Origin of the sequence: Acidovorax sp. LjRoot118 (assembly GCF_964253575.1) — a bacterium.
GTDB lineage: Bacteria > Pseudomonadota > Gammaproteobacteria > Burkholderiales > Burkholderiaceae_C > Acidovorax.
In genome coordinates, this window is sequence record NZ_CAXURB020000001.1 from 441487 (window position 1) to 462156 (window position 20670).

At 68.6% G+C, this 20670-nt stretch carries 18 protein-coding genes; all 18 read left to right on the forward strand.

Annotated elements, in window-relative coordinates:
• Window positions 1-108 precede the first annotated feature (108 nt).
• Window positions 109-1053: a LysR family transcriptional regulator gene (locus ACSQ9E_RS02155; protein ID WP_436216771.1), complete on the forward strand. Its 945-nt coding sequence runs from the start codon at window positions 109-111 to the stop codon at window positions 1051-1053.
• Between the two features lie 245 nt (window positions 1054-1298).
• A complete protein-coding gene (locus tag ACSQ9E_RS02160) occupies window positions 1299-2975 on the forward strand; it encodes an OFA family MFS transporter (protein ID WP_436216772.1) in 1677 nt (558 codons plus the stop codon).
• Between the two features lie 12 nt (window positions 2976-2987).
• Entirely contained in the window at window positions 2988-4517 is a 1530-nt protein-coding gene (locus ACSQ9E_RS02165) for a methyl-accepting chemotaxis protein (protein WP_436216773.1), read from the forward strand.
• Between the two features lie 72 nt (window positions 4518-4589).
• The gene (locus tag ACSQ9E_RS02170; protein ID WP_436216774.1) at window positions 4590-6926 is read left to right on the forward strand and encodes an FdhF/YdeP family oxidoreductase; all 2337 of its coding nucleotides are present in this window, start codon (window positions 4590-4592) and stop codon (window positions 6924-6926) included.
• Between the two features lie 28 nt (window positions 6927-6954).
• Window positions 6955-7251, forward strand: a complete 297-nt coding sequence (locus ACSQ9E_RS02175; protein WP_305742051.1) for a hypothetical protein — start codon at window positions 6955-6957, stop codon at window positions 7249-7251.
• Window positions 7248-8144 carry a formate dehydrogenase accessory sulfurtransferase FdhD gene (gene fdhD / locus ACSQ9E_RS02180; RefSeq protein ID WP_436216775.1) on the forward strand — a complete coding sequence of 299 codons (897 nt, stop codon included), beginning with the start codon at window positions 7248-7250 and terminating at the stop codon, window positions 8142-8144. Before ACSQ9E_RS02175 ends, fdhD begins: the two co-directional genes overlap by 4 nt.
• Before the next feature lie 37 nt (window positions 8145-8181).
• Window positions 8182-8736 (forward strand): DUF3305 domain-containing protein, encoded by a 555-nt coding sequence (locus ACSQ9E_RS02185; protein WP_436179516.1) that lies wholly within the window; start codon window positions 8182-8184, stop codon window positions 8734-8736.
• The gene (locus tag ACSQ9E_RS02190; RefSeq protein WP_436216776.1) at window positions 8729-9412 is read left to right on the forward strand and encodes a DUF3306 domain-containing protein; all 684 of its coding nucleotides are present in this window, start codon (window positions 8729-8731) and stop codon (window positions 9410-9412) included. Before ACSQ9E_RS02185 ends, ACSQ9E_RS02190 begins: the two co-directional genes overlap by 8 nt.
• Window positions 9372-11441, forward strand: coding sequence for a 4Fe-4S binding protein (locus ACSQ9E_RS02195; protein ID WP_436220172.1), 2070 nt, complete (start codon window positions 9372-9374; stop codon window positions 11439-11441). The genes ACSQ9E_RS02190 and ACSQ9E_RS02195 overlap by 41 nt, the downstream gene beginning before the upstream one ends.
• Window positions 11442-11461: 20 nt before the next feature.
• Entirely contained in the window at window positions 11462-12067 is a 606-nt protein-coding gene (locus ACSQ9E_RS02200; protein ID WP_436220173.1) for a TorD/DmsD family molecular chaperone, read from the forward strand.
• A 139-nt stretch (window positions 12068-12206) separates the two neighbouring features.
• Window positions 12207-12419 carry a formate dehydrogenase gene (locus ACSQ9E_RS02205; RefSeq protein ID WP_057202518.1) on the forward strand — a complete coding sequence of 71 codons (213 nt, stop codon included), beginning with the start codon at window positions 12207-12209 and terminating at the stop codon, window positions 12417-12419.
• A 14-nt stretch (window positions 12420-12433) separates the two neighbouring features.
• Complete coding sequence (locus ACSQ9E_RS02210; RefSeq protein WP_436216777.1) at window positions 12434-15412, forward strand: formate dehydrogenase subunit alpha; 2979 nt, start codon at window positions 12434-12436, stop codon at window positions 15410-15412.
• A gap of 28 nt (window positions 15413-15440) precedes the next feature.
• Window positions 15441-16061: a formate dehydrogenase FDH3 subunit beta gene (gene fdh3B / locus ACSQ9E_RS02215; protein WP_007861300.1), complete on the forward strand. Its 621-nt coding sequence runs from the start codon at window positions 15441-15443 to the stop codon at window positions 16059-16061.
• Window positions 16058-16294: a hypothetical protein gene (locus ACSQ9E_RS02220; protein ID WP_057201908.1), complete on the forward strand. Its 237-nt coding sequence runs from the start codon at window positions 16058-16060 to the stop codon at window positions 16292-16294. Before fdh3B ends, ACSQ9E_RS02220 begins: the two co-directional genes overlap by 4 nt.
• Window positions 16295-16307: 13 nt before the next feature.
• Entirely contained in the window at window positions 16308-17501 is a 1194-nt protein-coding gene (locus ACSQ9E_RS02225; RefSeq protein WP_436216778.1) for a formate dehydrogenase subunit gamma, read from the forward strand.
• Between the two features lie 14 nt (window positions 17502-17515).
• Window positions 17516-17902, forward strand: coding sequence for a hypothetical protein (locus ACSQ9E_RS02230; protein ID WP_436220174.1), 387 nt, complete (start codon window positions 17516-17518; stop codon window positions 17900-17902).
• A 64-nt stretch (window positions 17903-17966) separates the two neighbouring features.
• Window positions 17967-18857 (forward strand): formate dehydrogenase accessory sulfurtransferase FdhD, encoded by an 891-nt coding sequence (locus ACSQ9E_RS02235; protein WP_436216779.1) that lies wholly within the window; start codon window positions 17967-17969, stop codon window positions 18855-18857.
• A 36-nt stretch (window positions 18858-18893) separates the two neighbouring features.
• Window positions 18894-20450, forward strand: a complete 1557-nt coding sequence (locus ACSQ9E_RS02240; RefSeq protein ID WP_436216780.1) for a C13 family peptidase — start codon at window positions 18894-18896, stop codon at window positions 20448-20450.
• Window positions 20451-20670: the final 220 nt, after the last annotated feature.

Genomic DNA, 20670 nt, shown 5'->3' on the forward strand with positions numbered 1-20670 from the left:
CGCTGCCTGAATGGCCTTTTGGGCGGGAAGGATTCAGGCGCCTGTGTGCCGGGGTGCAGGGGTCGGTTATCTTCGGGTCCACTCCTATAGAGAAGGGCGCTTGATCCGATGAACCTGCTGGCCGCCATGCGCTACCTGGTGTCGCTCGACGAGCACCGCCACTTCGGGCGGGCCGCGCAGGCCTGCCACATCACGCAGCCCGCCCTGTCCAATGCCCTGCGGGCCCTGGAGGATGAGTTCGGTGTGGTCATCGTGCAACGTGCGCGCACCTATGCGGGCCTCACGCACGAAGGCGAAGCGGTGCTGGCCACGGCGCAGCGCATGCTGCGCGACAACGAGGTGCTGCGCCAGGAGTTGCGCAGCACCGAGGCTGCACCCCGCGGCAGGCTGCGCATGGCGGCCACGCCCACGGCGATCCCCATGCTCTCGCGCTTTGCAGCGCTGCTGCAGGCCCAGCACCCGGGCATCCTGCCGGTGGTGCTGTCCATGAGCTCGCGCGAGCTGGAGCAGGGGCTCGAAGACCTGTCGCTGGACCTGGCCGTGGGCTACAGCGAACGCATGCAGGCCAAGGAGGGCAAGCTGCGCTCCTGGCAGCAGTGCAACGAGCACTACTACCTGCTGCGCCGCGCCAGCCCCCCCGCACCCGACCGCATGCGCATCGGCGAGCCCATGCGCTGGCGCGATGCCGGCCAGCTGCCCCTGTGCCTGCTCACCACCGACATGCACAACCGCTTCATCATCGACGAGGCGCTGCGCGAGGCCGGTGTGCCCACGCCGCCGGCCATCGAGACCAACTCGGTGCTGACCCTGGTGCTCTCCGTGCTCTCGGGCGAGGTATGCAGCGTCTTGCCTAGTGCCATGGTGGCTGCCGCGCGCAGCGAGCGCAGCCTGGAGGCGCTGCCCCTGGTGGCGCCCGAGGTGCGCACGCCCATCGGTTTCATGACCCAGCGCGGCCCGCGCGTCTCGCGGGCGTTGGAGGCAGCGCTGGTGCTGCTGGACCTGCCGCAGTGGCGCGACCACGTCACCGAGTACTGCGGCGAGCTGCGCGACTGAAGCCAGGCCATCCCCTGGGGGCGCTGGGCACCTTCACCGCCCCCCCGTCTCGCTGTGCGGTGCGGGAGCGGGACGCTCCCCGCCCATTGGATGCTGATTTGTGTGCTGTTCTTCATTCATGAGTTGAATAGCTACATGTGCTGATTCAATTTGACGCTATGGCGCTCCTCTTCGGACACTGCGCTGGGCGTCTTGACCGGCGTCAAGAACACAGCGCGTACGCACCAACAAGGGAGAGAGAACATATGACTGCTTCATCGGCGGCGACTGCACCCATGTCTGGGTCTTCCGCATCCCCTGGGTTCCTGGACAAGGAACGCATCATTGCGGGGCCTGGCTTCAACCGGTGGCTGGTGCCCCCGGCGGCCCTTGCGATCCACCTGTGCATCGGCATGGCCTATGGCTTCTCGGTGTTCTGGCTGCCGCTGTCCAAGGCCCTGGCCACGGCCGGCACCGGTGCGGCCTGCCCCAAGGACATGGGCTTCTTTGCTGAACTGTTCGCCAGTGGATGCGACTGGCGTGTGGCCACGCTCGGGTGGATGTACACCCTGTTCTTCGTCTTCCTGGGCTGTTCGGCGGCCATCTGGGGTGGCTGGCTGGAGCGCTCGGGCCCGCGCAAGGCTGGCGTGGTCTCGGCCGTGTGCTGGTGCGGCGGCATGCTGCTGTCGGCACTCGGCATCCACCTGCACCAGTTCTGGCTCATGATCCTGGGCTCGGGCGTCATTGGTGGCATCGGGCTCGGGCTCGGCTACATCTCGCCGGTGTCCACGCTGATCAAGTGGTTCCCTGACCGGCGCGGCATGGCCACCGGCATGGCCATCATGGGCTTTGGCGGCGGCGCGATGATCGGCTCGCCCCTGGCCGTGGACCTGATGAAGAACTTCTCCAGCCCCACCGACGTGGGCGTGATGCAGACCTTCGTGGTGATGGCGCTGGTGTACTTCGTGTTCATGATGGCCGGTGCCCTGGGCTACCGCGTGCCCCCCACGGGCTGGAAGCCTGCTGGCTGGACGCCTCCACCCCCCTCGGCCAACGCCATGATCACCCAGCGCCACGTGCATGTGAAGCGAGTCTGGGGCATTCCCCAGTTCTGGCTGATCTGGGTCGTGCTGTGCATGAACGTGAGCGCCGGCATCGGCGTGATCGGCATGGCCTCGCCCATGCTGCAGGAAGTCTTCGGCGGCGGGCTGATCGGTGTGCAACAGAAGTTCGGCGAGCTCGACAAGACCCAGCTGGCCGCCATTGCGGCGGTGGCTGGCGGCTTCACGGCGCTGCTGTCGCTGTTCAACATCGGCGGCCGCTTCTTCTGGGCCAGCCTGTCCGACAAGCTCGGCCGCAAGATGACCTATGTGATCTTCTTCGTGCTCGGCGGCTTGATGTACGCCAGCATTCCCAGCTCTGCCGGCGCCGGCAGCAAGCTGCTGTTCGTGGGCGCCTTCTGCGTCATCCTGTCGATGTACGGTGGTGGCTTCGCCACGGTGCCAGCCTACCTGGCCGACCTGTTCGGCACGCAGTTCGTGGGCGCCATCCATGGCCGCCTGCTCACCGCCTGGGCCACGGCCGGCATCCTGGGCCCCGTGGTCGTGAACTACATGCGCGAATACCAACTGGGCCTGGGCCTGCCGCGCGAGCAGGTGTACAACCAGACCATGTACATCCTGGTGGGCATGCTGGTCATCGGGCTCATTGCCAACCTGATGGTGCGCCCCCTGGCCGACAAGTGGTTCATGAGCGACACGGAACTGGCGCACGAGAAGAAGCTGGCGCACGAAAAGAGCGTGGCGGCCGAAGTGGGCGGCGGTACCGGTGGCGGCGGCACGACCAGCCCCGCCGTGGTGGCCTTCGCCTGGGCGGCGGTGGGTATCCCCCTCCTCTGGGGCATCTACAAGACCCTGGTGAGCGCCGCCAAGTTCTTCCAGTAGGCAGGCGACTGCATGCTGGTGCTGCCTGGCTCACTCAAGCGTCGGATCAATGCTGCGGCCGGGCGCTTTGCGGCCGAGCACAACGGAGTGTTCAGCCTGGCCGCACCGGCGGCTCCCGGACAGGCGCCCGCGCTGCTGTGCAGTGGCCGGGCGCTCAACGGCGATTTCGCGGTGGCGGACCGCTTCACGGCCCAGACGGGGGTGCGCGCTACCGTCTTCGCCCGCCAGGGTGAGGATTTCGTGCGCATTGCCACGTCGGTGCGCAAGCAGGATGGCGAGCGTGCCGTGGGCACGCTGCTCGACCGCTCGCACCCTGCCTACCGCCAACTGCTGGCGGGCCAGCCCTACGCCGGCTACGCCACTGTCTTCGGGCGCCAGAACATGACCCGCTACGACCCGGTGCGCAACGCCACCGGCGAGGTGGTGGGCGTGCTCTACGTGGGGCTCGACGTGAGCGAGATCCCCTCCCTCGGGATGGCCGGGCGCCTGGCGCTGTGGGTGCTGGGCGGACAATACCTGCTGTGGACGCTGGCCTGGCTGGCGCTGCCTGCGCTGCCGGCCGCCTGGCTCGCATTCGGGGTGTGCCAGCCACTGCTGCTGGCGGCGCTGGTCCATGGCCTGGTGCAGCGCACCATCTCCACGCCGGTGGCACAGGGCCGCAGTGCCGCGCAGCGGCTCGCGGCGGGCGATCTCACCACGCAGATGCATGTCGCGCAGCGCGACGAGGTGGGGCAGATGCTGCAGGCCATCAACGGCATCGGCATGGGCCTGGCCGGCCTGGTGGGCAACGTGCGGCGCGGGGCCGAAGGGCTGCGCCTGTCCACCCGCGAGATCGCCGACGGCAACAATGACCTGGCCACCCGCACCGAGCAGCAGGCCGGCGAGGTGAACACCACGGCATCCGCCCTGGAGCAATTGACCGCCACCGTGGCGCAGAACGCCGAGCATGCGCGCCGTGTCAATGGGCTGATGGGCGCCGTTGCCCAGGCCAGCGGCGAGAGCGGTGCGGCGGTGGAGCGCGTGGTGACCACCATGGCCGAAATCCGCGACGGTGCCCACCGCATCCGCGACATCATCGGCATCATCGACTCGATTGCCTTTCAGACCAACATCCTGGCGCTCAATGCGGCAGTGGAAGCCGCCCGTGCGGGCGAGCAGGGCCGGGGCTTTGCGGTGGTGGCCTCGGAGGTGCGGGGCCTGGCCACGCGCTCGGCGGGCGCTGCGCGCGAGATCCGGGGGCTCATCTCCACCTCGGTGGATCGTGTGGATGCCGGTGGGGGCTTGGTGCAGGCCGCTCGCACATCCATGCAGGGCATTGCACAATCCATCGGTGAGGTGACCCGGCTCATCGAGGGCATTGCCACCGCCAGCGGGCAGCAAAGCCATGGCATCGAAGACATCCACCACAGCGTGGGGCGCATCGAGCAGATGACGCAGCAGAACGCCGCCCTGGTGGAAGAAGCCGCCGCTGCCGCCATGCGCATGCGCGAGCAGGCGGCCACGCTGGCCGATGCGGCCGCCACGTTCAAGACCCCCACATAGACGACAGCAGGGGGTGCCGGGGACGCCGCAGGCGCAGCGGTGCGGCCGGCAACCTCAGTCCAGGAGACCATGATGAAACAGGAAAAGATCGAGTTCTACAAAGGCCCCGCCGGCGGCTGGGGGGCGCTCAACAGCGTCAAGAATGCGCTGCTGCGCCAGGACATCCCGATCAAGGGCGCCAGGACGCTGCTGTCGGCCAACCAGCCCGACGGCTTTGATTGCCCGGGCTGTGCCTGGCCGGACCGCAACCATGCCTCCACCTTCGAGTTCTGCGAAAACGGCGTCAAGGCCGTGGCCGCCGAGGCCACGGCCCGGCGCGCGGGCCCGGGCCTGTTTGCCCAGTACACGGTGGCCGAGCTGGCCGAGCAGAGCGATTTCTGGCTCGAAGACCAGGGCCGGCTCACGCAGCCCATGGCCTACCATGCGCCCAGCGACCAGTACCGCCCCATTTCGTGGGACGACGCCTTTGCGCTGATCGCGCGCCACCTGAACGCGCTGCCCGACCCCAACCAGGCCATCTTCTACACCTCGGGCCGGGCCAGCAACGAAGCGGCCTTCCTGTACCAGCTGTTCGTGCGGCAGTACGGTACGAACAACTTCCCCGATTGCTCCAACATGTGCCACGAGCCCAGCGGCAGCGGCATGCGCCCGCAGATCGGCGTGGGCAAGGGCACGGTGACCCTGCACGACTTCGAGTGCGCGGACGCGATCTTCATCTTCGGCCAGAACCCCGGCACCAACCACCCGCGCATGCTCGGCGAGCTGCGCGAGGCGCACAAGCGCGGCGCGCGCATCGTGAGCTTCAACCCCCTGCGCGAGCGCGGGCTGGAGCGCTTTGCCGACCCGCAGGACAAGCTGGAGATGGCCACCTTCGGCTCCACCCCCATCAGCACGCACTACTTCCAGCTGCGCGTGGGCGGCGACCTGCCGGCCGTCAAGGGCATGATGAAGCATGTGCTGGAGCAGGAGGACGCGCGTGGCGGCGTGCTCGACAAGGCCTTCATCGCCGAGCACACCACGGGCTTCGAGGTGCTGGTGGAGAATCTGCGCGCGGAATCCTGGGCGCTGCTGGAGCAGGAGTCGGGCCTGACCGAGGAGCAGATGCGCTCTGCAGGCGACATCTACATTGGCGCCAAGAACGTGATCGCCTGCTGGGGCATGGGCATCACGCAGCACAAGCACGCGGTGGACACCATCCAGGCCATTGTGAGCTGGCTCATGCTGCGCGGCAACATCGGCCGCGAAGGCGCCGGCCCCTGCCCGGTGCGCGGCCACAGCAACGTGCAGGGCGACCGCACCATGGGCATCTGGGAAAAGCCCCCGGTGGCCCTGCTGGACAGGCTGCGCGACGTGTTCGGCTTCGAGCCGCCGCGCGAGCACGGCGTGGACACGGTGGAGGCCATCCGCCACATGCTGGACGGCAAGGGCAAGGTGTTCTTCGCCCTGGGCGGCAACTTTGCTGCCGCCACCCCCGACACCTACGAGACCTGGAAGGCGCTGCAGCGCTGCGACCTCACGGTGCACGTGACCACCAAGCTCAACCGCAGCCACATCGTGCATGGCAAGGAGGCGCTGATCCTGCCCTGCCTGGGCCGCACCGAGATCGACGTGCAGGCCAACGGCCCGCAGGGCGTGACGGTGGAGGACTCGATGAGCATGGTGCACATCTCGGTGGGCATCAACCCGCCTGCGTCCGAGCACCTGCTGTCCGAGCCGGCCATCGTGGCGCGCCTGGCTGCCGCCACGCTGGGCGCGCGCAGCAGCGTGCCCTGGGCCTGGCTGGTCGAGGACTATGCGCGCATCCGCGACCAGATCGAAAAGGTCTTCCCCGATTTCAAGGACTTCAACCAGCGCGTGGCCGTGCCCGGCGGGTTCCGCCTGCGCAACACGGCCAGTGAGCGCGTCTGGGCCACGGCCTCGGGCAAGGCCAGCTTCCATGCGCCCCTGGTGCCGCAGGACACGCCCTCGCACAAGGCGCGCGAGCGGTTCAAGGATTCGATCGTCTTCACCCTGCTCACCACGCGCTCGCACGACCAGTACAACACCACCATCTACGGCATGGATGACCGCTACCGCGGCGTCTACGGCCAGCGCCGCGTGGTCTTCATCAACGAGAAGGACATCCGCGCCCTGGGCATGCAGGACGGCGACTGGGTCGACATCCAGACCGTGTGGAGCGATGGCCAGGAGCGCCGGGCCGACCGCTTCAAGCTGGTGGCCTACGACATCCCGCGCGGCAACCTCGCGGCCTACTACCCCGAGACGAATCCGCTGGTGCCGCTGTCTGCCGTGGCCGACACGGCGGGCACGCCGACCTCCAAGTCCATCCCTGTGCTGCTGGAGCCGCACGTGCCGGGCGGGGCCGCCCTTGCGGCGTCTGCCGTGCCGGCGCAGGCCGAGGCCCCATGAGCGCGGTGGACCGCAGAAAGCCCATGCCATGACGGCCGTGCAAGAGACGCTGGCGGGCGCCATCCTGCGTGCGCTGGCCGAAGAGTCCCCGGACACGCCGGCCGGTGCGCCCGGCGTGTCGCTGCCGCGCCTGGGCAAGCGCCTGGGCCAGGGCGTGAGCGTGCTCCTGCGCGAGCTCACGCTGATGAGCGATGCCTCGGTGGGCGGCCAGCGCGGCCCCGGCTGGGTGCGCGTGGACCAGGTGGGTGAGCGCTGGGTGGCCCACCTGACCGACGCCGGCCGGGCCGTCGCCCGGGAGCTGCCTGCGGCGGGGGCGGCGCCATGAGCGCACAGGTGTGCACGCCGTTCGATGGCGATGGGGGCGGCGTGGCGGACCTGTCGGCACTGGCCCAGCGCTCCGTGCGGGTGTTTGGCGAGGCGGGTGTGCCGCAGGGCGGGGCCCTGCGCTGCGACACCCTGGCGGCGGAGATCCCGGTGGCCCTGGTGTTCAACGGTGTCTCGCACGCGGTGATGATGGCCACGCCGGAAAACCTTGGCGATTTTGCGATCGGTTTCGCGCTGAGCGAGGGCATCCTCGACCATGCGCAGGACTGCCGGGGCACCACGCTGCAGCTGGCCGATGCCGGCGCGGCGCACCTGCCACCCGGCGTGCCGGGGGTCGAGGTGCACCTGGAGATTTCGGCGCGCAGCTTCGAGCGCCTCAAGAACCGGCGCCGCAGCATGGCCGGCCGCACGGGCTGCGGTGTGTGCGGGGTGGAAAGCTTTGCGGCGCTGGATCTGGCCCCCGAGCGCCTGCCGGCGCGCGACTGGTTGGAGCGGGTGGACCTGCCCACCGTGCTGCGCGCCTTTGCCGACCTCAAGGCACTGCAGCCGCACAACGCGCAGTCGGGCTCGCTGCATGCCGCAGGCTGGGCCACGCTGGACGGGCGCCTGGCCCAGGTCTGCGAAGACGTGGGCCGGCACAACGCGCTGGACAAGCTCATCGGCTGGCTGTCGCGCAGCGCGCGCCTGGCCGAGCCCGGCTTTGTCGTGCTCAGCAGCCGGGGCAGCCACGAGCTGGTGCGCAAGTGCGCTCGCGTGGGCCTGTCGGCACTGGCCACCATATCGGCACCCACCGCCACCGGCGTGCAGGTGGCCGAGCTGGCCGGGCTGCGGCTGTGGGGCCTGTGCCGCGCGCCGCGCGCGGTGCTGTACGCGCCGGGCGCGCAAACGGGGTAAAAACCCTGACCCCTGCACGGCGCAGTACAGTCGGGCCATGTCACTGCGCCCCACCATCGAAGTCGCCGTCATCATGCGCCGCGAGCGCCTGGACAACCGCTGGCAGCCCTGGCGCTGGGTGCTGGACGACGTGGTCCCCGCAGAAGCCGCCTTTGGTGATGTGCCGCGCCTCTTGCGCCAGGACGAGAACCAGGCCCTGTGGCTGTTCCCGGGCTTTGCCGTGGAACTGTTCAAGGACGACGGCGAGGGCTACCACCTGAACCTGTCCGCGCCCGCGCCCTGCTGGTTCGTGCTGTGGCGCATGGACGAGGAGGGCAGCGTGCCCGAGCCGCTGGCCCGCCCCGTGGCCGTGAGCCTGAGCTACCACGATGCCGGCCGCTGGCTCGATGCGCAGGAAACGGTGGAGCAGGTGCCCGCGCCAGCGGCCGTGCTGCAGGCGCTGCAGGCCTTTGTCGACGAGCACTACGCGCCCGAGCCCAAGCGACGCAGGCGGCCCGACAGCTTCCAGTCGCTGACCGACCGCTTCGGCAACCCGGCGTCGGTTTCCACCGACAAACAGCGCGGTGGCCGGGGCGGCCCGCACCATGGCTGACGGTTTTCTCTCGCGCTGGTCGCGCCGCAAGCAGGAGGTGGCGGCGGGCAGGCCCGTGCAGGAGCCGGAGCCATCGCCCCCAGCAGAGGTCTTGCCATCCGCCGCCGCCAGGCCTGCCCCGGAGCCGGTGGACGTGCCTGCCGCAGCCGAGCCGGAGCTGCCCACGCTGGCCGATGCCCAGGCCCTGACGCCCGAGTCCGACTTCAAGCCCTTCATGGGCCGCGGCGTGGCGCCCGACGTGCGCAACACGGCCATGAAGAAGCTGTTTGCCGACCCGCATTTCAATGCCATGGACGGCCTGGACATCTACATCGACGACTACTCCAAGCCCGATCCGCTGCCCGAAGGCATGCTGCGCCAGATGGCCAGCGCCCACTTCATGGGCTTCTTCGACCATGAAAAGGAGGAGGTCGCCAACGCCGTGCCGCAGCCCGCCCAGGCAATGGCCCCGCAAGACCCTCAGCCTCGGGATGATGCGGAGACGCCGGCGCTGCCAGACGTGGCACAGTCGGGGGTATGCACCGCCATTCCTAGCTCGCCAGAACTGGCCACAGCCGACCCCGCAGGGGGCGATGGGGCCAGGGTAGCCAGCCATACCGAACATGACCACGCTGATCTGCGACTGCAACCAGACGATGCCCCTCGACGCGAAGGCGTTGGGCGCGGCCCTGCATGAGGAGCTGACCCTCCATTCCACGCTGTGCCGGCGCGAGGCCGGCGCCTTCCAGGATGCGATCCGCACCGGCCAGGAGGTGGTGGTGGCCTGCACCCAGGAGCAGCGCCTTTTCGGCGAACTCGGCACGCAGACCGAAGGCGCGGTCTCACCGATCCGCTTCGTGAACATCCGCGAAACCGGCGGCTGGAGCCGCGATGCCCGCGATGCCGGCCCCAAGATCGCCGCCTTGCTGGCCGCAGCCCGGCTGCCCGAGCCGCCGCCGGTGGCCACCGTCAGCTACAAGAGCATAGGCCGCCTGCTGGTCATCGGCCCGCTCGATGCCGCCGAACAGGCTGCCGCCCTGGTGGCCGACGTGCTCGATGTGACCCTGTTCGCGCAGGGCCCGGGGCAGGCAGGCGGCGCGCAGGCGCGGCGTTTCCCCGTGCTCGGCGGGCGCCTCACCGGCCTGTCGGGCTGGCTCGGGGCCTTCGACGTGCAGTGGGCTGCCGACAACCCCATCGACCTGGACCTGTGCACGCGCTGCAACGCCTGCATCGTGGCCTGCCCCGAGAACGCCATCGGCCTGGACTACCAAGTGGACCTGTCCGCCTGCGATGCGAACCGCGCCTGCGTGCGCGCCTGCCAGGTGGCGGGCGCCATCGACTTCGGCCGCGAGGCCAGCGCACAGCAGGAACGCTTCGACCTGGTGCTGGACCTGCGCCCGGCCACGGCCGAGCCCACCTTCGTGCAGCATGCGCCGCCGCAGGGCTACTTCCGCAGCGACGGGCGCGACATGGCCGTGCTGCTCAAGCTGCGCGAGATGGTGGGCGAGTTCGACAAGCCCCGCTTCTTCGCCTACAAGCAAAAGCTCTGCGCCCACAGCCGCAACGAGACCGTGGGCTGCAATGCCTGCATCGACATCTGTTCTGCCGAGGCCATTTCCAGCGACAAGAGCCGCCAGCAGATCAAGGTCAACCCCCACCTGTGCGTGGGCTGTGGTGCCTGCACCACGGTGTGCCCGACGGGTGCACTCTCTTTTGCCTACCCGGGTGCCACAGAGCAGGGCGCGCGCTTCAAGGCCTTGCTGTCCACCTATGCGGCCGCGGGCGGCCAGAGCGCCGTGCTGCTGCTGCACAGCCAGGAGCAGGGCCAGGCCCTGGTCGAAGAATTGGGCCGTGCCGCCCAGCTGCGGCGTGCCCAGGGCGTACCCGCCCATGTGATCCCGGTGCCGCTGTGGCACACCGCCAGCACCGGCGTGGACCTGTGGCTCAGTGCGCTGGCCTATGGTGCTTCGCAGGTGGTGGTGCTGGCCACGCACGAGGAGGCGCCCCAGTACCTGGATGGTGTGCAGGCGCAGATGGAGGTGGCGCAGGCCATCCTGCATGGCCTTGGCTACACCGGCAGCCACCTGCGGCTGCTGCGCGCGGGCGATGTGGCGGCGCTCGATACCGCCCTGCAGTCCCTGTGCAACACCCGCCAGCTGCTGCCGCCCGTGGCGGCACGCCATGCCGTGGCCCAGGAAAAGCGCGCCACGCTGGAGATGGTGCTTGACCATTTCATCGCCCATGCACCGCTGCTGAAAGAGGGCCTGCCCGAGGCCATTGCGCTGCCGGCGGCCGGCGCGCCGCTCGGGTCCATCACGGTCGACAAGGACCGCTGCACCCTGTGCCTGAGCTGCGTGAGCGCCTGCCCGGCCGGCGCGCTGCAGGACAACCCGCAACTGCCCCAGCTGCGCTTTCTGGAAAAGAACTGTGTGCAGTGCGGCCTGTGCGCCACCACCTGCCCCGAGGACGCCATCGCCCTGCAGCCGCGCCTGCTGCTCACGCCCGAACGCGCGCAGCTGCGCGTGCTGGCCGAAACCCAGCCCTGGGCCTGTGTGCGCTGCAGCAAACCCTTTGGCACGTTCAAGGCCATTGAAGCCATGCTGGAGCGGCTCTCGGGCCATGCCATGTTCCAGGGCGAGGCGCTGGAGCGCCTGAAGATGTGCGGCGACTGCCGCGTGATCGACCTTTATTCTTCCCAGAGCGAAGCGAAAGTGACGGACCTGTGAGCGCCACCGCACCCCTGACCATGGCCGCCAGCGCCGCCCTCGACGAGGAAACCGCGCGTGCCGAACTCTATGGCCTGCTGGCGCAGCTGTACTACAGCGCCCCGGCGCCCGGCCTGCTGGCCACCCTGCGCGTGGCCGTGACCCAGGCGCCGGCCGAAGGTGGCTTGCTGGAGGAGCCCTGGCAGCAACTGGTGGGGGCCGCCCGTGCGCGGGAGGACGCGGCCATCGCCGCCGAGTTCGAGCGCCTGTTCGGCGGCATGGGCAAGCCCGAGGTCTTTCTCTACGGGTCGCACTACCTGAGCGGCTTTCTCAACGAGAAGCCGCTGGCGCGCCTGCGCACCGACCTGGATGCCCTGGGCCTGGCGCGCAGCGAGGCCATGCCCGAGACCGAGGACCACCTGGCCTACCTGTGCGAGGCCATGCGTTACCTGATCGCCGGAGACGACATGGCGGTGTGCAACCTTACGACACAACGGGACTTTTTTGCCGTCCACCTGCAGCCCTGGGTGCTGGCCCTGTGCGATGTGCTGGAGGCCCACCCCGCCGCCGCCTTCTATGGCGCGCTGGCCCGCTTCACACGGGCTTTCGTGGCTGTGGAAGCCCAGGGTTTCGACATGCTGGAATGAGCCGCTGCGGGCGCCTGCGAAGGTGTGCCAAACCCGAGTGAAGTTCCATGGGGTGGCCATACCCGATTGCAGTGGGCCAGACACTCGCATAGACTGTATGAACGACATTGCATAGCCGCAAGCCCTCCTGGAGACAATGATGCAGGACAGCCAGCCCCAACCTTCTCGCCGCCGGTTCTTTGCAGGTGCAGCCACTGCGGGGGCTGCTGCTGCCGCCGTCGTGGCCTTGCCGCACATCGCAGCCCCAGGTGCCACCGCTGCCGCCGAGCCCGTGCCAGCACCGCCTGAGCGCGGTGGCGGCTACCGCCTCTCGGCACACGTGCAGCAGTACTACAAGACCACCCAACTCTGACCGCGGGGCGCGCCATGTTGCTCACCAAGAAGTCTTCCCACGCCCGAGAGGGCGCTGCGGCCACCTCCTCCTCCTCTCCCTTCGTCCACAGCCTGCAGCGCGGCCTGGCCAAGGCCCTGCCCACCATGGACCGGCGCGCCTTCCTGCGCCGCTCGGGCCTGGGCGTCGGCGTGGGCATCGCTGCCTCGCAGCTCACGCTGGTCAAGAAGTCCAGCGCCGCCGAGGGCGCCAAGGTCGGCCTGGGCGACAGCAAGATCGAGGTGCGCCGCACTATCTGCACCCACTGCTCGGTCGGCTGCGCGGTGGACGCCGTGGTCGAGAACGGCGTCTGGGTGCGCCAGGAGCCGGTGTTCGACTCCCCCATCAACCTGGGCGCGCACTGCGCCAAGGGCGCCGCGCTGCGCGAGCACGGCCATGGCGAGTACCGCCTGCGCTACCCGATGAAGCTGGTCAACGGCAAGTACGAGCGCATCAGCTGGGACACGGCGCTCACCGAGATCGCCGCCCGCATGCAGGACCTGCGCAAGGCCAGCGGGCCCGACAGCGTGTACTTCGTGGGCTCGTCCAAGCACAACAACGAGCAGGCCTACCTGCTGCGCAAGTTCGTGAGCTTCTGGGGCACCAACAACTGCGACCACCAGGCCCGCATCTGCCACTCCACCACGGTGGCCGGGGTGGCCAACACCTGGGGCTACGGGGCCATGACGAATTCGTACAACGACATGCAGAACAGCAAGGTCGCCATGTACATCGGCTCCAACGCGGCCGAGGCCCATCCGGTGAGCATGCTGCACATGCTGCACGCCAAGGAGACCGGCTGCAAGATGATCGTGGTGGATCCGCGATTCACGCGCACGGCGGCCAAGGCCGACGAGTACGTGCGCATCCGCTCGGGCACCGACATCCCCTTCCTCTTCGGCCTGCTGTACCACATCTTCAAGAACGGCTGGGAAGACAAGCAGTACATCAACGACCGTGTCTACGGCATGGACAAGGTGCGCGAGGAGATCTTGGCCAAGTGGACGCCCGACAAGGTCGAGGAGGCCTGCGGCGTCAAGGAAGAGCAGGTGTTCAAGGTGGCCAGCCTGCTCAACGCCCACCGCCCCGGCACCATCGTCTGGTGCATGGGCCAGACGCAGCACACCATCGGCAACGCCATCGTGCGGGCCTCGTGCATCCTGCAGCTGGCCCTGGGCAACGTGGGCAAGACCGGCGGCGGCACCAACATCTTCCGCGGGCACGACAACGTGCAGGGCGCCACCGACGTGGGCCCCAACCCCGACTCGCTGCCCGGCTACTACGGCATTGCCGAAGGGGCCTGGAAGCACTTCGCGGCGGTCTGGGGCGTGGATTTCGAGTGGATCAAGGCACGCTATGCGAGCCCGGCCATGATGACCAAGTCGGGCCTCACGGTCTCGCGCTGGATCGATGGGGTGCTCGAAAAGAACGAGCTGATCGACCAGGACTCCAACCTGCGCGGCGTGTTCTTCTGGGGCCATGCGCCCAACTCCCAGACCCGGGGGCTGGAGATGAAGCGCGCCATGGACAAGCTCGACCTGCTGGTGGTGGTCGACCCTTACCCTTCGGCCACGGCCGCCATGGCGGCCATGCCCGGCCGGGCTGAAGACCTGAATCCGAACCGTGCGGTCTATCTGCTGCCTGCAGCCACGCAATTCGAAACCAGTGGTTCGTGCACGGCATCCAACCGCTCGCTGCAATGGCGCGAGAAGGTGATCGAGCCGCTGTGGGAGAGCCGCTCGGACCACATGATCATGTACCAGTTCGCGCAGAAGCTGGGTTTCGACAAGGAGCTGGTCAAGAACTACAAGCTGCAGAAGGTGCAGGGCATGGACGAGCCCGTGATCGAGGACATCCTGCGCGAGATCAACCGCAGCGTCTGGACCATCGGCTACACCGGCCAGAGCCCCGAGCGTCTGAAGGCGCACATGAAGAACATGCACCTGTTCGACGTGAAGACCCTGAAGGCCAAGGGCGGCAAGGACAAGGAAACCGGCTACGACTTCACCGGCGACTACTTCGGCCTGCCCTGGCCGTGCTACGGCACGCCCGAGCTCAAGCACCCCGGCTCGTCCAACCTCTATGACACTTCCAAACATGTCATGGATGGCGGCGGGTGCTTCCGCGCCAACTTCGGTGTCGAAAAGGATGGCCAGAACCTGCTGGCCGAGGACGGATCCTACTCGCTGGGCTCCGACATCACCACCGGCTACCCCGAGTTCGACCATGTGCTGCTCAAGAAGCTCGGCTGGTGGGACGAGCTCACCGACGCGGAGAAGAAGGCCGCCGAAGGCAAGAACTGGAAGACCGACCCCACGGGCGCGATCATCCGCGTGACCATGAAGAACCATGGCTGCCACCCCTTCGGCAACGCCAAGGCGCGCGCCGTGGTGTGGAACTTCCCCGATGCCATTCCGCAGCACCGCGAGCCGCTGTATGGCACCCGGCCCGACCTGATGGCCAAGTACCCCACGCACGATGACAAGAAGGCGTTCTGGCGCCTGCCCACCCTCTACAAGAGCGTGCAGGACAAGAACATCGCCGACAAGGTGCACGAGAAGTTCCCGCTGATCCTGACCTCGGGCCGTCTGGTCGAGTACGAAGGCGGCGGCGAGGAAACCCGCTCCAACCCCTGGCTGGCCGAGTTGCAGCAGGAGTCGTTCGTGGAGATCCACCCCAAGACCGCCGGCGAGCGTGGCGTGCGCAACGGCGAGCGGGTGTGGCTCAGTTCGCCCACGGGCGCCCGCATCAACGTGCAGGCCCTGGTGACCGAGCGCGTGGCGCCCGACACGGTGTGGATGCCGTTCCACTTTTCGGGCCGCTGGCAGGGCGCGGACATGCTGGACCACTACCCCAAGGGCGCAGCGCCCATCGTGCGCGGCGAGGCCGTGAACACGGCCACCACCTATGGCTACGACAGCGTGACCATGATGCAGGAAACCAAGACCACGATCTGCAACGTGGAACGGGCATGAACACGCAGCAGCGACCAGGAGACACCCCATGGCACGAATGAAATTCATCTGCGATGCAGAGCGCTGCATCGAATGCAACGGCTGCGTCACCGCCTGCAAGAACGAGCACGAAGTGCCCTGGGGCGTGAACCGCCGCCGCGTGGTCACGCTCAACGACGGCGTGCCGGGCGAAAAGTCCATCTCGGTGGCCTGCATGCATTGCAGTGACGCCCCCTGCATGGCCGTGTGCCCCGTGAACTGCTTTTACCGCACCGACGAAGGCGTGGTGCTGCACGACAAGGACGTCTGCATCGGCTGCGGCTACTGCAGCTATGCCTGCCCGTTCGGCGCCCCCCAGTTCCCCTCGCAGGGCACCTTCGGCGTGCGCGGCAAGATGGACAAGTGCACCTTCTGCGCCGGCGGCCCCGAAACGCACGGCAGCCAGGCCGAGTTCGACAAGTACGGCCGCAACCGCCTGGCCGAGGGCAAGCTGCCGGCCTGCGCCGAGATGTGCTCCACCAAGGCCCTCTTGGCCGGCGATGGCGACGTGGTGGCGGACATCTTCCGCAACCGCGTGGTGCAGCGCGGCAAGGGTGCCGAGGTCTGGGGCTGGGGCACGGCCTATGGCTCCAAGCAGGCCGGCCAACCCACCCCGGGAGCCAAGTCATGACCGGGCGCACTGTACTGATCCTGGGCGCAGCCTGTGGGCTGCTGGCGCTGGTGGCCTGCACCGAGAAGCCGCAGACCGGCGGCGGCGTGCGCATCGATGCGCCGCCCTATGCCGGCACAGGCAGCAATTTCACGCAGCCCGGCTGGAAGGCTGGCGACAAGGCTGGCTGGGAGCAGCAGCTCAAGGCGCGCCAGCAGTACGGCCAGAACGAATACACCCGCACCACCCGGTAGAGCGAGGCCTGCCATGAAAAACTTCCTGTGCAGCATGGCGCTGTTGGCCGGCCTGGCCTGGGGCACGGCAGGGGCCCAGGCCCCGGCCAGCGCGCAAGCGGCCTCTGCCGCGACGCCAGCGGCGGCGCCCGCGGTCGGCGGCATCCAGGGCCAGAACATCTTCCAGGTCAAGCCCGATGCCAGCGAAGAGCCGGGCTACGCCCAGCAGAACAACGGCGAACGCGCCAAGGTGCAGCCGGGCAACAACGCGCCGATGTGGCGCCAGGTGGGCGAGGGCGTCACGGGCTACAGCAGCCTGCCCAAGAGCCAGGCGCCCGAGGCCGGCAACCTGATCCAGCCCTTCGTGCAATACCCGGGTTCGCGCGTGACCAACGCGGGCGAGGCCTGGCGCCAGGTGCGCAACCAGTGGATCATTCCCTACGGCGGCTCGTTGCTGCTCATCGTGGCGGGGGCCATTGCCCTGTTTTATTGGCGCAAGGGCACGATGCAGCTGCACGGCGCCGAGACGGGCCGCAAGATCGAGCGCTTCACGCCCTTCGAGCGCTCCGCCCACTGGGCCAATGCCATCGCCTTCGTGGCACTGGCCATCTCGGGCCTGGTGATGGCTTTCGGCAAGTTCTTCCTGCTGCCCATCCTGGGTGGCACGCTGTTCGGCTGGCTGGCCTATATCCTCAAGAACGTGCACAACTTCGCCGGGCCGCTGTTCGCAGTGTCGCTGGCCATTGTGTTCTTCACCTTTCTCAAGGACAACTTCCCGCGCCGCGGCGACCTCATCTGGCTGCTCAAGGGCGGCGGCATGCTGTCGGGCAAAGAGGTGCCTTCGCACCGCTTCAATGCCGGCGAGAAGCTGGTCTTCTGGGGTGGGGTGCTGTTCCTGGGCGCCATCGTCGTGGCCTCGGGCCTGGTGCTGGACAAGCTCATCCCCGGGCTCATCTACGAGCGCGGCACCATGCAGGTCGCGCACATGGTCCACGCCGTGGCCACGGTGGTGATGATGGTGATGTTCATGGGCCACATCTACCTGGGCACCATCGGCATGCAGGGCGCCTACAAGGCCATGAAGACTGGCTACGTGGACGAGACCTGGGCCAGGGAGCACCACCAGCTCTGGTACGACGATGTCAAGGCCGGCAAGATCCCATCGCAACGCAGCAGCAGTGCAGAGCCCGCGGGCGAGGCCGCTGCCGCCAAGCCCCTCCAGGCATGAGGTCCACCATGACGATGCACCCCTTCCTTCGCCCCTCGCTGCTGGCCCTGTGCGCCGCCTGCGCCTGCAGCGCCGCGCTGGCCAAATTGCCGCCGCCTGCGCCCGAGGCAGCCGCCAAGGCGGCCGAAGCCGCTGCCAAGGCCGCCTGGGCCGGCAAGGTCGACAACTACAAGCTGTGCCAGTCGCAGGACCGGGTCGCGGCCCACTACCGCAAGACCAACACCGCCGCCAAGCCTGCCGCCGCAGTGGGAGCCGCCTGTGCGGACCCGGGCCCCTTTGTCTACACACCGCCCGAGGCCAAGCCCCTGGAGGCCGCCGGTGCGCACTCGCCACCGGGCACGGCCAGCAGCCCGCCCAGCACCCAGACGCCTGCAGCGGCCGCTTCGGCGCCCAAGTCCTGAGCACCGCCCGGCACCGGCGGGTGCCTGTCCGCTGCATCGCGCGGGGATGCGCTACGCTGTCCCCATGACCACGCCCGTGCCCGCCACCGCCGCCCCCCGCCTGCCGCGCCTGACCCAGGCGCATGCGCCTCTGACCCACCGCGTCGAGGTGGTCAACGAGCATGGCGAGCGCGAAGAGCTGTCCATCCCCGCCGAGCGCCCGCTGACCGTGTATGTCGACAACCGCGAGCTGGTCACGCTGATGACCCTGGGCGCGCACCCCGAGCTGCTGGTGCTGGGCTACCTGCGCAACCAGCGCCTGGTGGAGTCGGCGCAGGACATCGAGTCGATCACGGTGGACTGGGAGGTCAATGCCGCCGCCGTGCGCACGCGCCACGGCATCGCGCGCATCGAGGAGCGCACGGCCAGCAAGGTGGTCACCACCGGCTGCGGCCAGGGCAGCGTGTTCGGCGGCCTGATGGACGAGGTGGACCGCATCGTGCTGCCCGAGGCGCGGCTCACGCAGGGCCAGCTGTACGGCATCGTCAACGCCATCCGCCTCAAGGAGAGCACTTACAAATCGGCCGGCTCGGTGCACGGCTGCGCGCTGTTCCAGGGCGAGGAGCTGCTGGTCTTCGTCGAGGACGTGGGCCGCCACAACGCCATCGACACGATTGCGGGGTGGATGTGGATGGCCGCCGGGGACGCCGCACCCATGGCGGGCGCCGACAAGGTGTTCTACACCACGGGCCGGCTGACCAGCGAGATGGTCATCAAGTCCGCCCAGATGGGCGTGCCCATCGTGGTCTCGCGCAGCGGCATGACGCAGATGGGGCACGCCGTGGCCGAGCAACTGGGCCTGTGCGCCATCGGCCGCGCCACCAACCGGCGCTTCGTCTGCTACAGCGGCATGCAGCGGCTGGTGCTGCAGCCTGAACTGGCGCAGGCCACCACCCCTTCATCCTCCGCCACCTGACACCGGGCCGCCGCGCGGCGATGGCATGATCGGGCGATGCGCGATCAGAAATCCCCCAACGCATGGCCGGACACCCTGCCCAGCCAGTTTGGCCCCTACGACCCCGACGAGGTGCCGGACACCCATCGCATCCCCGTGCCCCAGGGGCCCGGGGAGCCCGATGCGCCCGTATCCGCGGTGACCGAAGCGGTAGATTTGCCGCGCCTGCCGCTCGGGCAGTGGTGGTGGCAAGGGCTGCGGGCCGCCGTGCTGTTGGCGCCCCGAACGGGTGCGGCCGTGCCCAGGCCCCTGCAGTTGATCGTTCTGGTGCTGCTGTGCAGCGGGGTTTTGCTGGGGTTGGAGCGTCTGCATGTGGCGGGCCCGGCCCATTTCAACCTGCGCGGCTGGCTGCTGACATGGTGGTCGCTGCCGCTGCTTGCCTGGTGTGCCTGGTGGGCGCTATCTCCCGCTCGGCGCCAGGATTCACCGGCGCAGGTGACCGGTGGCCTGGCTGCCTGGCTAGCGCTCACCAGCGTGGCCGTGCTGCCCGCGTCGGTGGTGGCCTACGCATTGATGGCGTGGGGGGCGCACCAGCCTGCTCGCTGGTCTTCGGGATACGGCCCCACGGTTTTCTGGGTCATCTATGCGGCGACGCTGCTGTGGATGCTGGCGGCCGATGTCCGGGTGCTGTCCCGCTTCGTGCGTTCGCATGTGCGCACGGGCTTGTACGCACTGTTGCTGCTGGCTGTGCTCGGGGTGGGTATGCAGTACGCATCCAGCCGCTCCTGGGTGCCCGACACCTCCGGCGACGACACGCCCGCCCCAGCCCGCCTGCATCTGTCCCAATCGCTGTTCGAATCTCAGCAGGACCTGATGCAGCAGCAGGTCGACGCCCTGGTGCCCGAGCGTCCTGGCGTGACCGATGTCTATGCCCTGGTGTTCGCTCCCTACGCCCGCGAGAACGTGTTCCGCCGCGAGAGCACCATGGTCAGCGACCTCTTGCAGGAGCGCTTCGACGCGCAGGGCCGGGTGCTGCACTTGCTGAACCACGCCGAAACCGCCGACACCCATGTCTGGGCCACGCCCGAGAACCTGGACCGGGCGGTGACGGCCCTGGCCGCACGCATGGACAAGGAGAACGACGTGCTTGTGGTCTACATGACCTCGCACGGCGCCCAGAACCACCAGCTCGCCGCCTCGCACTGGCCGCTGGAGGTGCCTCCCATCAGCCCCGAGATGCTGCGCGAGGCGCTGGACACGGCGGGCATCCGCCACCGCGTGATCGCGATATCCGCCTGCTACTCGGGCGGCTGGATCGACGCCCTGGCCACGCCCTCGGCGCTGATCATGACGGCTGCCGACGCGACTCACACCTCCTACGGCTGCGGCGCCCTGTCGGAGCTGACCTTCTTTGGCCGCGCCGTGTTCGACGAACAGCTGCGCAGCACGCATTCCTTCGAGGAGGCGTTCAAGAAGGCCGTGCCCCTGATCCAGCAGCGCGAGATCGAGGCCGGCAAGAGCGACGGCTTCTCGAACCCGCAGATCCGCGTGGGCGCCGAGATCACCCCGGTGCTCAAGGGCCTGGAAGAGCGGTTGAACGTCGCTCCCCGTTAGGGTAGAGGGCCCTTAGAGCCTGTTCAATGTCTTTTTGCAGCCGCGTTGGGGCGCAATCGGGATGAGTGGATGCTTCGGATGCGCCGCATGGGCTCATGCCCATGCAAGCAGCCTGGGCGTCCAATCGCCCGATTTCGCCCCAACCCTTCGGGCAAGTGCCTTTTCGGGCGGCCTGCGGCGTTGCGGCGCTTGCCAATAGCCGAGCTATTGGCTGCACTCC

Coding starts and splice junctions, on each gene's coding strand:
- ACSQ9E_RS02200 (WP_436220173.1), top strand. CDS start 11,462: ATGGCCGCCAGCGCCGCCCTCGACGAGGAAACCGCGCGTGCCGAACTC.
- ACSQ9E_RS02235 (WP_436216779.1), top strand. CDS start 17,967: ATGACCACGCCCGTGCCCGCCACCGCCGCCCCCCGCCTGCCGCGCCTG.
- ACSQ9E_RS02225 (WP_436216778.1), top strand. CDS start 16,308: ATGAAAAACTTCCTGTGCAGCATGGCGCTGTTGGCCGGCCTGGCCTGG.
- ACSQ9E_RS02155 (WP_436216771.1), top strand. CDS start 109: ATGAACCTGCTGGCCGCCATGCGCTACCTGGTGTCGCTCGACGAGCAC.
- ACSQ9E_RS02175 (WP_305742051.1), top strand. CDS start 6,955: ATGACGGCCGTGCAAGAGACGCTGGCGGGCGCCATCCTGCGTGCGCTG.
- ACSQ9E_RS02205 (WP_057202518.1), top strand. CDS start 12,207: ATGCAGGACAGCCAGCCCCAACCTTCTCGCCGCCGGTTCTTTGCAGGT.
- ACSQ9E_RS02210 (WP_436216777.1), top strand. CDS start 12,434: ATGTTGCTCACCAAGAAGTCTTCCCACGCCCGAGAGGGCGCTGCGGCC.
- ACSQ9E_RS02230 (WP_436220174.1), top strand. CDS start 17,516: ATGCACCCCTTCCTTCGCCCCTCGCTGCTGGCCCTGTGCGCCGCCTGC.
- ACSQ9E_RS02185 (WP_436179516.1), top strand. CDS start 8,182: ATGTCACTGCGCCCCACCATCGAAGTCGCCGTCATCATGCGCCGCGAG.
- ACSQ9E_RS02220 (WP_057201908.1), top strand. CDS start 16,058: ATGACCGGGCGCACTGTACTGATCCTGGGCGCAGCCTGTGGGCTGCTG.
- ACSQ9E_RS02165 (WP_436216773.1), top strand. CDS start 2,988: ATGCTGGTGCTGCCTGGCTCACTCAAGCGTCGGATCAATGCTGCGGCC.
- ACSQ9E_RS02195 (WP_436220172.1), top strand. CDS start 9,372: ATGCCCCTCGACGCGAAGGCGTTGGGCGCGGCCCTGCATGAGGAGCTG.
- ACSQ9E_RS02240 (WP_436216780.1), top strand. CDS start 18,894: ATGCGCGATCAGAAATCCCCCAACGCATGGCCGGACACCCTGCCCAGC.
- ACSQ9E_RS02190 (WP_436216776.1), top strand. CDS start 8,729: ATGGCTGACGGTTTTCTCTCGCGCTGGTCGCGCCGCAAGCAGGAGGTG.
- ACSQ9E_RS02160 (WP_436216772.1), top strand. CDS start 1,299: ATGACTGCTTCATCGGCGGCGACTGCACCCATGTCTGGGTCTTCCGCA.
- fdh3B (WP_007861300.1), top strand. CDS start 15,441: ATGGCACGAATGAAATTCATCTGCGATGCAGAGCGCTGCATCGAATGC.
- ACSQ9E_RS02170 (WP_436216774.1), top strand. CDS start 4,590: ATGAAACAGGAAAAGATCGAGTTCTACAAAGGCCCCGCCGGCGGCTGG.
- fdhD (WP_436216775.1), top strand. CDS start 7,248: ATGAGCGCACAGGTGTGCACGCCGTTCGATGGCGATGGGGGCGGCGTG.